We start from the raw sequence: 13,025 nt of genomic DNA on the forward strand, positions 1-13,025 counted from the left end.
GATATGACGGATCTGATCGATACAACCGAGATGTATCTTCGGACCATTCTGGAACTTGAAGAAGAAAACATCGTCGCCCTCCGCGCCCGCATCGCCGAAAGGCTGCGCCACTCCGGCCCCACCGTCTCCCAGACCATCGGCCGGATGGAACGCGACGGGCTGGTGGTTGTTTCCGGCGACCGCCACCTGGAGATGACGGAAACCGGGCGGAAACGTGCCATCGAGGTCATGCGGAAGCACCGCCTGGCCGAGCGGCTGCTGGCTGACGTCATCGGGCTCGACTGGGCCTACGTCCATGAAGAAGCCTGCCGCTGGGAACACGTCATGAGCGAGCGGGTGGAGCGGCGGATCTTCGAACTGCTGAACCATCCCACCGTTTCGCCCTATGGCAACCCGATTCCGGGCCTCGCGGAGCTGGGCGGCCCGCCTTCCCAGCCCTATGCCGACGGCGTCATCAACCTGCTCGAGGCCATGGCCGGCTACGGGCCGGATTCCCGGGTGAGGGTAAGCCGGCTCGCCGAGCCCATCCAGGTGGAACCGGAACTGCTCGTCCAGCTCGATGAGGGCGGGATCCGCCCGGGTGCACTGGTGTCGCTGGAGCGCGTGGGGGAGTACATCTCGGTGCGCGTGCCGGACATCGAAGGTGCCCTGGAGCTCCCGCCCGAGGTGGCGGCCCACGTCTTTGTTACCGTCGGTTAGCAGCCGCTCACCGGCAACTCGTGGGACAACCCATGAGTTGTGCACAGGGTCGATAACGGATTTATTACTGGGCGGCTTAATCCCCTATAGTTGAAGACTAGTACCGATACCAAAGCGTTATCTGATCCGAAGCCGAGCCCTGCCAGCGGATCAGTCGCAGAAACACCTCCTGGCAGGGGCGGGGGAACCACTTCCGGCTGTTCAGCAGCCTTGGGGTGAAGTCCGTCAGCTGCAAGCCCACTCCACTGGGGAATTCCGTTGGATTCCTCTGCGCCTTGATGCTTGCTACGGCGGACCGGGTCTTTGATCTCTCTGACCCGAATCCGACAGCTAACTCCGCAGGCTCTCCAGAGAGGAACCGTTTTTGACCACCCAGACCGTCAGGGGCCGCCGTCGTGCGACCGGTCCTGCTCCGGAGCCGCGTCCGGCTGTCGCCGTCCCGGCAGACCGCCCACGTGACGCGCACCGTGACGAACGCAGAGGCCGCCGCAGCCCCTTCCGCCAGGTTACCGACCTGGCCGCCGCCAGCGGCGTAGGGCAAAAAGCCGGCATTGCACTGGCTGCCACGGGTCTGGTCCTCACCGTCACTGTCCCCGCCACGGGCCCCGTCATGGCCACGGACGTCGGGTCCTCCGCCGGAGTCGTTTCGGCCGCTGTCCAGCCGGATGTCACCGCAGCCGAGGCCAAAATCGACTTTAACCGCACCGCCGTCACCACCCAGGGTGACCCGGACGGGAAGCTCAAGCAGCTGCTGAGCGCTCAGTCCGTCGGGTCCATCACCCGGGCAGCCTCCTCGGGCAGCCTCGCGGCGCCCCTGGACCAGCTGAAGACCGCGTCGCCCTTCGGATACCGCGTCAGCCCCATCACCGGCGGTTCCGGGGAGTTCCACCGCGGCCAGGATTATGCTGCCCAGTGCGGCACCGGCGTCCTTGCCGCCGCAAGCGGCACCGTGACCTTCACCGGGTGGCACCCCTACGGTGGAGGAAACCGGGTAGTGATCGACCACGGCAACGGCCTGGAGACCACGTACAACCACCTGTCCTCCGCCAGCGTCAAGGTGGGTCAGCAGGTCTCCCGCGGCGCTGTCGTAGCGATGAGCGGCACCACCGGAGCCTCCACGGGCTGCCACCTGCACTTCGAGGTCATGGTCAACGGCGAAGTCGTCGACCCGACCGGCTGGCTGTAAAAAAGCTGATGGGACGCTCTCGAATTCCTGTGACACGCCGTGATCTGAATGTGACATTGGGCCCCGACTGCTGTACCGTTTGACCTACGCCAACTTCTCCGAAGTTGGCGCTCTTGAGTGGATTGCCTAGCTCTGCCACCGCTCAAGGTCCGTTCGCATGACATCGTCTGGCAGGGGCGGGGGAACCAATTTTGGTCTTCGCAAGAAGACCTTGGGGTTAAGTCGCAAAGCTTCCCAGGAAGCGGCGCGGCCGGGTGACTCCCATCCGAATCCGACAGCTCACCTCGCAGGCATTGGGAGAGGCTACTTTCGTGTCTTCACGCCACAATGCTGCGCGTCACCGCGCTTGCGCGGCTCTAGCGAGCCCGCTGAAATCCAAAGTCCGCGTTGCCCTTTCCGGCGCCCGGAATGGATCTCACCCCGCCGTCTCAATCTCTGCTGAGTCCGGCCCGCAGGCCATGCACCTGCAAGCAGTTCCCGCTTTTGGCGCGTCTTCGCAGTACACCCTTCGCTAAGTAACCCATTTCGGGGCGATCCGGCGTACCCCCAAGATGCCGGAGCGTCCTCAGCCCGCGCCTGAAAAGCGCGGACCCAGGATCACGAAAGAGAGAACTTAATGACTACTCGTGCAAACGCACGGCACCGCGCCGAGGTCACCAAGACCAACTCGCTCGCCGTCATTGCCAAGGCCGTCGGCGACAACGCCGGTGGCATGGGTCGCCAGGCCGCAGTCATCGCTGCTGCCTCCGGCCTCGTCCTGACCAGCGGTATCGCAGCCAACGCTGCCGAGGCCAACGTTCAGCGCGAGTCCACCTCCGCTTCCACCCTCGAAGTCCAGTCGGCCGCCCCCGCGACCATCTCGGCTGAGTCCACCATCGCGATCTCTTACGAGAAGCCGGCCGTCACCACCTCCCCGGCCCCCGTCGTCGAAGCCCCGAAGCCCGTCTTGCAGGTACAGCAGACCGCCACGGCAGCAGGCACCCGCGTCGGCGCCAGCACCAAGGCTCCGGCCGTCGCCAGCGGCATGGGCGCCTCGATCGCCGCTGCCGCCTACGCCCAGATCGGCGTGGGCCAGGACTGCACCGCACTCGCCACGAATGCGCTGGCTGCTGCGGGCATCAACTACCACGGCTGGCCGGCAGGTTACTTGTCCCTCGGCCGTACCGTGAGCGCCGCCGCGGCACAGCCGGGCGACCTCGCCTACTACCGGAACGGCGGATCGGGCATGGCCCACATCGCTGTTTACGTCGGTAACGGCATGGCCGTCCACGGCGGCTGGAACGGCGGAACCACCTCCCTGCAGAGCGTCAACGTAGGCTCCGGCCCGGTCTTCATCCGCGTCGGCGGCTAAGACAACAACTGTTCGCAACGCAAAGGACCCCTGCCATTCGGCAGGGGTCCTTTGCGTTGCCGGAACATGAACTTCAGCGGACACGGGCCGGGCGGGCAAAAAAGATTCGGTGAATTGGCATCTCCATGTTTACTCTTGTTTTGTCGATCCATAGCCCGACCATGCAGAGGGCAGCCGGCCCTCGTGCCCCTGGCGGGTGCGGCCGTGAAGAGGTATGCGGATGCGCACTCTCGTTCTGAATGCTGGATATGAACCGCTGGCGGTTGTGACCTTCCGCCGGGCGCTTGTCCTTGTGCTGACTGGGAAGGCCAGCGTCGTGGCGGAAGGCGACGATCCTGTGGTTGGTCCTCAGGACGTACTGGGCCGGCCATCGGTGATTCTTTTGAATCGCTACATCAGGCCCCGGTACAACACCGTCACGGCCGTGAGCCGCCGCGGTGTGCTCCGCCGGGACGGACACCGTTGCGCCTACTGCGGCAAAGCCGCCCACACGATCGATCATGTCCAGCCCAAATCCAGGGGCGGAGCGGATTCCTGGGAGAACCTCGTCGCTGCCTGCCTGCGGTGCAACAACGCCAAAGGCGATCACACGCCGGGTGAAATGGGATGGAAGCTTGGCTTCAGCCCCGCGCCGCCGAAGGGCACGACCTGGCAAATCAAAGAGCTCGAGAAGCCGACGCCGGCCTGGGACCCGTTTCTCCTGCCGGAATCGGCTGCCTGACTGCGCGCTTCGGTGCGCTTCGGCTGCGTCGCCAGGGCCGGACCGCGCTAGGCTGGGCCGGTGGACTTCGATGCAGTCATTCTTTCCGGGGGCCGGGCGTCCCGGCTGGGCGGCGTGCCCAAGTCCGGGCTGCTGCACGACGGCGCCCCCCTCCTGGAGCATGCCCTGCACGCCGCGCGCGGCGCTGCCGCCGTCGCCGTCGTCGGGCCTGACCCCGGGACCCTGCCCGAGGGTGTGCTGCGCTGCCGCGAGGAGCCGGCCTTTGCCGGCCCCGCCGCCGCCGTCGCCGCCGGGCTCTCCGCCCTGGAAGGGTACAGCGGCCGCGACCCCCGGCATCCCGGGGCGGCGTCCCTGACTCTGGTCCTCGCCGTTGACATGCCCCGGGCCGGCGCAGCCGTCGAAGCACTGCTGGAGGCCGCGTCGGCGGCGCCTCCGGGCGACGGGCTGATGGCTGTGTCTTCCGACGGGCGCCGGCAACCTCTCGTCGGCCTTTATAGCACAGCTGCGCTACAACGCTGTGTGGCGGACGCCCGACAAGGCGGCGGGCTCGAAAATGCCTCGGTATTCGCCCTTCTTGCTAGGCTGGAGTTGCGGGAAGTCAGCGTCCCCAAGGGGTCTACGGATGACGTGGATACTTGGGACGATGCCTCCGCCTTGGGGGTGACCGGCCCGCCTGAAGGCCGCGGCTTCGACGGCCGTCACCGCGATAGCCACGGACCAGGCGGAAGGCCCGGGGTTCCCGCGCTGAACTCGACTTTGGAGGCAAACGGTGAAAAGCCAGGATGAAACACTCGAAGACTGGTGCCGCGCCCTGCTTCAGGCCCTGGAACTGGAAGACGTCGAGGTTGACGTGAATGCGGTCCTGGCCCTCGCCGGGGTGGCGGCGCACTCCGTGGTGCGCCCCGCCGCGCCGTTGACGACCTTTATTGCCGGGTTTGCGGCAGGACTGGCCGCGGGTACCGGCCAGGCCACGGATGCCGTCTCGATGGAAGCGGCGATGGGCGTCGCCCGGAAACTGGCCAAGGACTACGCGGCCAACGAAGTCTCCGGAGCATGACACCTGCACCCCCTCACGGCAGTACAGCTGCCCCGGGGGACGAGCCTGCGCCCCATCGGCACCTCGCGCACACCTGGCAGGAAGCCCGGCAGCTCGCCTTCGACTGCGCGACCCCCATCCCCGCGGCACCCGTGGTTCTTCGCGACGCGCTGGGGCGGACACTCGCCGCCGATGTGGAGGCGCTCGTCGATATGCCGCACTACGCCTCGTCCGCCATGGACGGCTGGGCCGTCAACGGCACCGGACCGTGGATCCTCGCGGAACCCGGCCAGCGGCTGGCACCGCACCAGGCCAGCCCGATCGTCACGGGCGGGCTGATTCCTCCCGGAGCGAGGGCCGTGCTGCGGAGCGAAAGCGGCACTATTGCCGCCGATGAGGACGGGCTGCCGGTCCTCCAGCTTGGCGGCGGCGCGAAGCCCGGCGAGCCCCGAAACGGCGAGCACATCCGGAAAGCCGCGGAGGAAGCCGCCGCCGGCGAAGTGCTGATCAAGGGCGGCACCGTGCTCAACCCCGCCCACCTGGCTCTCGCGGCCCTCGCCGGCCACGACACCCTTCCGGTCCTGGGCAAAGCCGTGGTCCGGCTGGTGTTCACCGGCTCGGAAGTGGTCACCGCCGGGATCCCCCGGCCGGGGGAAGTGCGCGACACTTTCGGTCCCCAGCTCGCCGGCGTCGTGGAAATGCTCGGCGGGATCTGTGCCGGCGAAACGAAAGTCGGCGACAGCTACGCCGAATGGCTCACCGCGCTGGAGGACACCGACCCGGAAGGGGAACCCGGGGCAGCCGAGGCGCCGCAGCCCCCCGCGCGGTCCCGCGCTGAACCGTTGCCCGCCGACGTCGTCATCACCACTGGCGGCACCGGTCGGTCCGGGACGGACCACCTGCGCCGTTCCGTGGCCGAACTCGGCGGACGGTTGCTGATCGACGGCATCGCCATGCGTCCCGGCCATCCGGCCGTGCTGGCCGAACTGCCGGACGGCAGGTTCATCATCGGGCTGCCGGGCAACCCGCTCGCGGCCATGATGGCACTGTCAACCATTGGCGCCCCGCTCCTGGCGGCGCTGGGGCACCGATCCCTGCCGCCCGTCACCGAGGTGCCCTGCGGCTCCATGATTGACGCTGACCCCGGCCGCACCCGGCTGATGCCCTTCCGGCTCCTCTACGGGATGGCGTCTCCGGCGCAGCACACCGGCCCGGGCATGATGCGCGGCCTGGCCGCGGCCGACGGCGTACTGGTGGTCCCGCCGCATGGAGTGCAGCTGGGGGAGACCGTCCCGGCGTTCGCCCTTCCCTGGGGCACCCCCCTTCCGGAACTGGCCGCGCCGAAAGACAAGCCCGCGCCCAAACGGCCCGCCCGGAAGCCTGCCGGTAGCGGCGGGCCCGTGGACTGGAGCGAACTGCTGGGGTAGCGCCCGGCCCTGAACCCAGCGCTGGCCACCCGGCCCGGCGCTTGCCATGATGGAGTTATGTTGGTTAGGAGTACCTGATGGGCCGCGTCACGCAGCGCCGCAAGGTGCATAAATATGTCCTGGACGGGTCGCCCCAGGCCCTCGAATTCCCGGTCCGGCACCGCGAGGACGTGCTTGCCGTGGAGGAGCCGCTGGAGATCCGGATCGGCAGCCTGTCCTTCTCCGTCACCATGCGGACCCCGGGGAACGACTTCGACCTCGTGGCGGGCTTCCTCGTCTCCGAAGGCGTCATCTGGAGCCCCGAGCAGCTCGTCTCGCTGCGGTTCTGCGCGGGGGAAGACGAGGACGGCGTCCAAACGTTCAACGTGGTGGACGCCCAGCTGAGGCCCGATGTCGTCCGCCCGGACACCGGCCGGAACGTGTATACCTCCAGCTCGTGCGGCATCTGCGGCACGGATTCCATCGAGGCCGTGCACAAGTCCTCACATTTCAGCCCGGCCGACGACCCGCTGACGGTGCCCGTGGCCACGCTCGCGTCCCTCCCGGACCGGCTGCGGGAAGCCCAGGCCGTCTTCGACGTCACCGGCGGCGTGCACGCCGCCGGCCTGTTCCGGACCGCCGACGACGGCTCCGCGGAGCTGCTGTGCCTGCGCGAGGACGTGGGGCGCCACAACGCCGTGGACAAGGTGGTCGGCTGGGCCCTCCGCGAGGGCATGCTCCCGCTGCGCGGAACCGTCCTCCAGGTCTCCGGCCGGGCGTCGTTCGAACTTGTTCAGAAGGCCGCCCTGGCCGGCATTCCGGTCCTCGCCGCGGTCAGTGCCCCGTCGAGCCTGGCGGTCGAGCTGGCCGAGGCCAGCGGCATGACGCTGGCCGGCTTCAGCCGCGGCACGTCGCTGAACGTGTATGCGGGCGCCCGCCGCGTGGGAGTGCCCGTAGGCTTGGCGGACAGCGCCCGCTGACAGCCACTTGGCTGTGGGCCGGCGGCGAAGTAAGTTTTATCCATCGATTGGATGCATTTCAGCGTCATCCACGCAGCGCTAAGAGGATCACATTGCACGACGACCGCCGTCTCACGGAAGTCCGGCTGGACCGCTTTGTCCGCGAACGCATCGTCCCCGCGGTCTATCCGCGCAGCGTGCCGCTCACCCTGAGCAGCTGGGATGTCCCGGACGAGCCGGTCCCGGTCATGGAGGCCCTCCGGCAGCAGTTCACGCCGCAGGAGCACGGGGCGGCCTGGGGGCGGCCGTGGAGCACCAAGTGGCTGCGGCTGCAGGGCCAGGTCCCGGACGCCTGGGGCACGGCAGTGGACACCTCGGTGGAAGTCATTGTGGACCTCGGGTTCAGCGGTGACCTCCCCGGTTTTCAATGCGAGGGAATCGCCTGGCGGCCGGACGGGACCATCATCAAGGCCATCTCCCCGCGGAACCAGTACATACCGCTGAAGCTGCTGGGCAGCGGGATGGCCGTCGACTTCTATGTCGAGGCGGCCGCCAACCCCGACCTGTCGCAGGGGTGGACGTTCGCGGCCACTCCCTACGGCGACAAGGCCACCTCCGGCAACGAACCGAAGTACCGGCTCGGCCGGATCGTCATCGCAGAACTCAACCAGACGGTCTGGGAACTGCAGCAGGACATCTGGACCCTCACTGGCCTGATGCACGAACTGCCGACGGAACTGCCCCGCCGCCACGAAATCCTGCGCGCGCTGGAACGGATGCTCGACGTGATGGATCCCGACGACGTTCCGGGGACGGCAGCAGCGGGGCGCGGGGCCCTGGCCGGCGTCCTGGCCCGGCCGGCGTACGCCTCCGCCCACCACCTGCTCGCCACCGGACACGCGCACATCGACTCCGCCTGGCTCTGGCCCGTCCGCGAAACCATCCGCAAATGCGCCCGCACCTTCTCCAATGTGGTGGCACTGATGGACGAGGATCCCGGGTTCGTGTTTTCCTGCTCCTCCGCCCAGCAGCTCGCCTGGATCAAGGAGCTGTACCCGGAGCTTTTCGGGCGCATCCGGGAGAAGGTCAAGACCGGACAGTTCGTCCCCGTGGGCGGCATGTGGGTCGAATCGGACACCAACATGCCCGGCGGCGAGGCCATGGCCCGCCAGTTCCTGGAGGGAAAGAGCTTTTTCCTCGCCGAGTTCGGGGTGGAATGCGAGGAGGCCTGGCTTCCGGACACCTTCGGTTATTCGGCGGCCATGCCGCAGATCGTCAAGGCCGCCGGGAGCAAGTGGTTCCTGACCCAGAAGATCTCCTGGAACCAGGTCAACCGGATGCCGCACCACACCTTCAACTGGGAGGGGATCGACGGCACCCGGGTCTTCACGCACTTCCCGCCCGTGGACAGCTACAGTTCGGAACTCAGCGGCCGGGAACTCGCCCACGCCGAGCGGAACTACCGGGACCACGGCCGGGGCACCGTCTCGCTGGTCCCGTTCGGCTATGGCGACGGCGGCGGCGGCCCCACCCGCGAGATGCTGGCTGCGGCGCGCCGCACCGCAGACCTGGAGGGATCGCCGAAAGTGGAACTCGGCTCGGCCGCCAGTTTCTTCGCGGGCGCCCAGGCCGAGTACGAGGCACTGCCGGTCTGGGTCGGTGAGATGTACCTCGAACTGCACCGCGGCACCTACACGAGCCAAGCCAAGACCAAACGGGGCAACCGGCGCAGCGAACACCTGCTCCGCGAGGCCGAACTCTGGTGTGCCACAGCCGCTGTGCGCGCCGGATACGTTTATCCGTCGGCCGAGCTCAAGCGCCTCTGGCGTTTGGTGCTCCTGCAGCAGTTTCACGACATCCTGCCGGGCAGCTCCATCGCGTGGGTGCACCAGGACGCCGAACGGAACTACGCCGCCGTCGGACGGCAGCTGGAAGCCATCATCGCCGACGCCGCCGGCGCGGTGCTGGGCGCCGGGGACACTGACTTCCTGCTCAACGCCGCGCCGCACGAGCGCCACGGCGTCCCCGCCCTGGCCGCAGCCGAGCCGGTCCCTGCCGGGCAGCCCGTGCTGGTCAGCGAAGCCGGCGGCGGGTACATCCTGGACAACGGGATCATCCGGGCCGTCTTGAACGCCGACGGCCTGCTGGAATCGCTGATCGACCATGCGAGCGGACGCGACGCCATCGCCCCCGGGCAGTTCGGGAACCTGCTGGAGCTCCACCGGGACACCCCAAACGAATGGGATGCTTGGGACATCGACGCCTTCTACCGGCGCAACGTCGTCCGCCTGACCGGCGCGCGCTCCCTGACGGTGGAATCCCGTGGCCGGGACGCCGTCGTTGTCGTGGAGCGGCTGGCAGGGTCCTCCGCTGTCACCCAGCGGATATCGCTGGAGGCAGGCGCCGGTTCCCTGGCGATTTCGACGGCGGTTGACTGGCAGGAAAGCGAAAAGCTGCTCAAGCTCGGATTCGCGCTCGACGTCCGGGCGGACCGCTCGGCGTCGGAGACCCAGTTCGGTCATGTGTTCCGCCCGACGCACCTCAACACCTCCTGGGAAACCGCGAAGTTCGAGATCTGCGCCCACCGGTGGATCCACGTCGCGGAGCCCGGCTACGGGGTGGCTGTGTCCAACTCATCAACGTACGGCCATGACGTCACCCGGACTATCCGGGAGGACGACGGCGGAACGACCACCACCGTGCGGCTCTCGCTGCTGCGCGCGCCCAAGTTCCCGGACCCCGCGGCGGACCGAGGCCGGCACGAACTGAACGTCAGCATCCGGCCGGGCGCCAACATCGCTGACGCTGTCGAAGAGGGATATCGCACGAATCTGGCGCCGCGCGTGGTCAAGGGCGCGCACGGCGTGGAGCCGCTCGTGGCCGTTTCCAACCCGGCCCTGGTCATTGAAGCCGTGAAACTCGCCGAGGACGGCTCCGGCGACGTGATCGTCCGGGTCTACGAATCGCTGGGGGAGCGGTCCAGGGGTGTCGTGACGGCCGGCTTCGCCGTCAGCGGCGTCCATGCAGTGGACCTGCTGGAGCGTCCGGCGGAGGCGCCCGGCGTGACTCCGGCGGGGGACGCGGCGGAACTGGTGCTCCGGCCCTTCCAGCTGGTCACGTTGAGGTTCGTGCGCTGACGCCCGTGGCCGGATAGGCTGTTAAACAGGCTGAGTGGGAGCGGTCCAACCGGACCGCTACCACTCATCCCCCCAATGGCGCTTGGGCGGCTGCCTCGGCTCCGCACGGATTGTCCCCGTTCACGAAGCGAATGCCGCTTTCACACATTCATGATTCTCTCACGGTCTAATGATTTTGTGAATGCCTGGCCGCGCTTCTGACGTAATGTTGCCCTAGCGTTACCTAGCGTTACCTGGCGGGCTCGCGATCAGCCCGCGAAAACCAGAACGCGACGAGGCCCAGTACGTAGCCCAGGACCGCCGCGTAGTTGACGAAATGCTGGGCGTCCGCCCAGCTGGGCGGCGTCAGGGCGGCCGGAAGGCTCAGGGCCGCGAAGACGGCGCCGAGCAGGACCAGCAGGGCACCGGCCCTGACGGTGCGCGGCAGTCCGCTCCGGACGGCCGCCAGCAGCGGAGGCACCAGGACGAGCGAAACGAAGGCGGGATAGGTGCGGCCGGCAGCCGTGAAATAGGAGGCAAGGTCCGCGTCCCCTACGCCGCCCGCCGCCTGCGCGTTCGGCGCCGCCGGTGAGCCGTAGCTGCCCATCAGGAAGAACGTCACCGCAACGGCCAGGCAGCCAAGCCCCAGCGCCCGGTTCCCCCGGCAATGAGTTGGTGGGCCGTGGCGGCGCCGAGACCCTGCGTCACCCGGAGGCCGACCAGCAGAACAGCCGCGAACACCAGGTAGCGCAGGACCAGACTCGTGAGAAGCCATCCGCCCAGCGCGCGGTCGATCGCGTCGTAGAGTTCGGAGACAGCGAGCACACTGCACAAGGTGCCCAGGAGGAGGATTCCGAAGACGGTCCGGTTCCGGCCCCGCACAGCGTCCGGCACACGCAGGAGGAGCGCCGCGCAACACACCAGCAGCGTCGCCCATTCCAGCGTCTCCATCATCACGGCTCTCCCATGTGGCTCCGCAGCTCAGCTTACGGTGGCTGTCCGGTTAACCAGTTCGCGTCTGTCTGGCCGCTGGCCTCGGCCGCCGAAGGCACGGCGGCGCGACGGCAAGGGCTGGTTACACGCGGGAAGCTCGCCTTTTCGCCATCAGGCTCGAGATCCAGACGAAGGCCAGCCCCAGGGCAAGACACAAGACTGCGGTGTAGTTGATGACGGCTTTCAGATACCCGGCTTCGCTCGGGATCAGGGGGTAGAAGGAGCCGAAGGCCATGGCGGCGAAAGCGACCGTCAGCAGCAATGCCCCGATGCGGATGGCAAAGGGTAGCCGCCGGCGGATCGCCAGGTATGTGGCGGGCAGGATGCAGGCGGCGACGAACGACGGGTACAGCCGGCCCGCCGCCGCGTACCATTCGATGAGTGCCGCATTCTCTGGGCTTCTCGCGGGAAGGGTGGTCAACCCGGTTACGGATCCTGTGGTGTCGGCCGCCAGGAAGAGGCCCAGGGTGGCTATCCCTATCACGGTGAGAACACCCAGGCCCGCGGGGCCGATGATGAGGCGGATGCTCGTCTGTGCGTCGAAGGCCTTGGCAATCCGGTATCCGGCCAGCAGCACCGTCCCGTAGACGACGAAGCGGAGGATGAGGTTCGTGTAGTTCTCGGATCCGAGCCAGGAATCGATGGCCAGATAGCTCACGTCGATGCTGAGCAGAATGGCGAGGGTCGAGAGCACGAAAACGCCGAAAATCGACCTGTTCTCACCCCGAAGGGCACTCGGAATGCGTGCGATCGCGACGAGTGCGCAGACCGCCAACGTGGTCCATTGCAGGATCGCGATCATCCGAGGTTCTCCCATATCTTTTTGGTTTGTTCGTGTTCATGTTCCTGGCGGCGCAGGTTTTTACCGAGGGCCTGCAGCCGCTCGCCGGCGAGGGCCGTGAGGTCGCCGTCGGACAGGGCATCCAGCGCGGCCTGCTTGGCCTCCGGGGCCCAGCCGGCCTCCGCCTCGGTTAGCAAGCCCGTAGCGACGAGCCCGCCCGTGAAGCCTACGCCAGCGGCGCGGGCGGTCGCGACAGCCAACTCCGGGGACAGCCGGTTGGCGGTCAACTGGGCCGAATAGTTCTGCGGCGCGATTCCGGTGGCGTCAGACACCCGGTGCCTCAGTTCGCCGTCATCGATCGCGTCCACCCAGTTCCGGACCGAGGTGGCGTGGGGTGCGGGGCCGAGCGCCGGCGTCATCGTACTGCCGTCGTCCCCGTAGCCTCCGTATGCCGGGGCCGAGCGGGAAATGACAGCCCGCAGCAAATCCATGGTGGCAATCTGGCTGACCAGTTCGGCGGGGGTGGGCGGCTGCGGCCGCCCGGCAAGTTCCGCATAGCTGTCAAACGAGGCAAGGTCCGCCAGAGGGCTGCGGTTCAGGGCCCGGCTGATGCTGACGAGGGTGGTTTCCGCGACTTTGCCGCGCACCAGCTGCTGGGCGAGCGTCGTGCGCTTGATCCCGGAGATCCTGCAGATGTCGGCTGTGCTCGCGCTGGGAGCGACGACATGGAGCCATTGTTGAAACGCCTTGGCGGGTAAGGGCATTTACGGCTTCCTG

At 67.7% G+C, this 13,025-nt stretch carries 13 protein-coding genes and 2 riboswitches; of the genes, 9 read left to right on the forward strand and 4 right to left on the reverse strand.

Features of this window, described 5'->3' with window-relative positions:
• Positions 1–3: 3 nt before the first annotated feature.
• The 9 genes from ABIC21_RS07065 to ABIC21_RS07105 all read left to right on the forward strand — a co-directional run bounded on the left by ABIC21_RS07065 (position 4) and on the right by ABIC21_RS07105 (position 10,495).
• Positions 4–699 carry an iron-dependent transcriptional repressor DtxR gene (locus tag ABIC21_RS07065; protein WP_354349701.1) on the forward strand — a complete coding sequence of 232 codons (696 nt, stop codon included), beginning with the start codon at positions 4–6 and terminating at the stop codon, positions 697–699.
• Positions 700–852: 153 nt separating this feature from the next.
• A riboswitch (cyclic di-AMP (ydaO/yuaA leader) is annotated at positions 853–1,059 on the forward strand.
• A 4-nt stretch (positions 1,060–1,063) separates the two neighbouring features.
• A complete protein-coding gene (locus ABIC21_RS07070) occupies positions 1,064–1,885 on the forward strand; it encodes a M23 family metallopeptidase (RefSeq protein ID WP_354349702.1) in 822 nt (273 codons plus the stop codon).
• A gap of 148 nt (positions 1,886–2,033) precedes the next feature.
• A riboswitch (cyclic di-AMP (ydaO/yuaA leader) is annotated at positions 2,034–2,192 on the forward strand.
• A 309-nt stretch (positions 2,193–2,501) separates the two neighbouring features.
• Positions 2,502–3,236, forward strand: coding sequence for an NlpC/P60 family protein (locus tag ABIC21_RS07075; RefSeq protein ID WP_354349703.1), 735 nt, complete (start codon positions 2,502–2,504; stop codon positions 3,234–3,236).
• 220 nt (positions 3,237–3,456) lie between these two features.
• Complete coding sequence (locus ABIC21_RS07080) at positions 3,457–3,957, forward strand: HNH endonuclease (protein WP_307463529.1); 501 nt, start codon at positions 3,457–3,459, stop codon at positions 3,955–3,957.
• Positions 3,958–4,017: 60 nt separating this feature from the next.
• On the forward strand, positions 4,018–4,743 hold the full coding sequence (mobA, locus tag ABIC21_RS07085) for a molybdenum cofactor guanylyltransferase (protein ID WP_354349704.1): 726 nt from the start codon (positions 4,018–4,020) through the stop codon (positions 4,741–4,743).
• Entirely contained in the window at positions 4,727–5,014 is a 288-nt protein-coding gene (locus ABIC21_RS07090) for a DUF6457 domain-containing protein (RefSeq protein WP_354349705.1), read from the forward strand. The genes mobA and ABIC21_RS07090 overlap by 17 nt, the downstream gene beginning before the upstream one ends.
• Positions 5,011–6,420, forward strand: coding sequence for a molybdopterin molybdotransferase MoeA (locus ABIC21_RS07095; protein ID WP_354349706.1), 1,410 nt, complete (start codon positions 5,011–5,013; stop codon positions 6,418–6,420). The genes ABIC21_RS07090 and ABIC21_RS07095 overlap by 4 nt, the downstream gene beginning before the upstream one ends.
• Before the next feature lie 77 nt (positions 6,421–6,497).
• Positions 6,498–7,379: a formate dehydrogenase accessory sulfurtransferase FdhD gene (gene fdhD / locus ABIC21_RS07100; RefSeq protein ID WP_354349707.1), complete on the forward strand. Its 882-nt coding sequence runs from the start codon at positions 6,498–6,500 to the stop codon at positions 7,377–7,379.
• Positions 7,380–7,471: 92 nt separating this feature from the next.
• Complete coding sequence (locus tag ABIC21_RS07105; RefSeq protein ID WP_354349708.1) at positions 7,472–10,495, forward strand: alpha-mannosidase; 3,024 nt, start codon at positions 7,472–7,474, stop codon at positions 10,493–10,495.
• 229 nt (positions 10,496–10,724) lie between these two features.
• On the opposite strand, the gene ABIC21_RS07110 is transcribed toward ABIC21_RS07105, so the two are convergent.
• The 4 genes from ABIC21_RS07110 to ABIC21_RS07125 form a co-directional block, all read right to left on the reverse strand.
• The gene (locus ABIC21_RS07110) at positions 10,725–11,096 is read right to left on the reverse strand and encodes a hypothetical protein (protein ID WP_354349709.1); all 372 of its coding nucleotides are present in this window, start codon (positions 11,094–11,096) and stop codon (positions 10,725–10,727) included.
• Complete coding sequence (locus tag ABIC21_RS07115) at positions 11,093–11,428, reverse strand: hypothetical protein (protein WP_354349710.1); 336 nt, start codon at positions 11,426–11,428, stop codon at positions 11,093–11,095. The genes ABIC21_RS07110 and ABIC21_RS07115 overlap by 4 nt, the downstream gene beginning before the upstream one ends.
• A 121-nt stretch (positions 11,429–11,549) precedes the next feature.
• Complete coding sequence (locus ABIC21_RS07120) at positions 11,550–12,284, reverse strand: hypothetical protein (RefSeq protein ID WP_354349711.1); 735 nt, start codon at positions 12,282–12,284, stop codon at positions 11,550–11,552.
• Positions 12,266–13,012, reverse strand: a complete 747-nt coding sequence (locus ABIC21_RS07125) for a hypothetical protein (RefSeq protein ID WP_354349712.1) — start codon at positions 13,010–13,012, stop codon at positions 12,266–12,268. Before ABIC21_RS07125 ends, ABIC21_RS07120 begins: the two co-directional genes overlap by 19 nt.
• Positions 13,013–13,025 lie beyond the last annotated feature (13 nt).

Source organism: Pseudarthrobacter sp. PvP090, assembly GCF_040547365.1.
GTDB lineage: Bacteria > Actinomycetota > Actinomycetes > Actinomycetales > Micrococcaceae > Arthrobacter.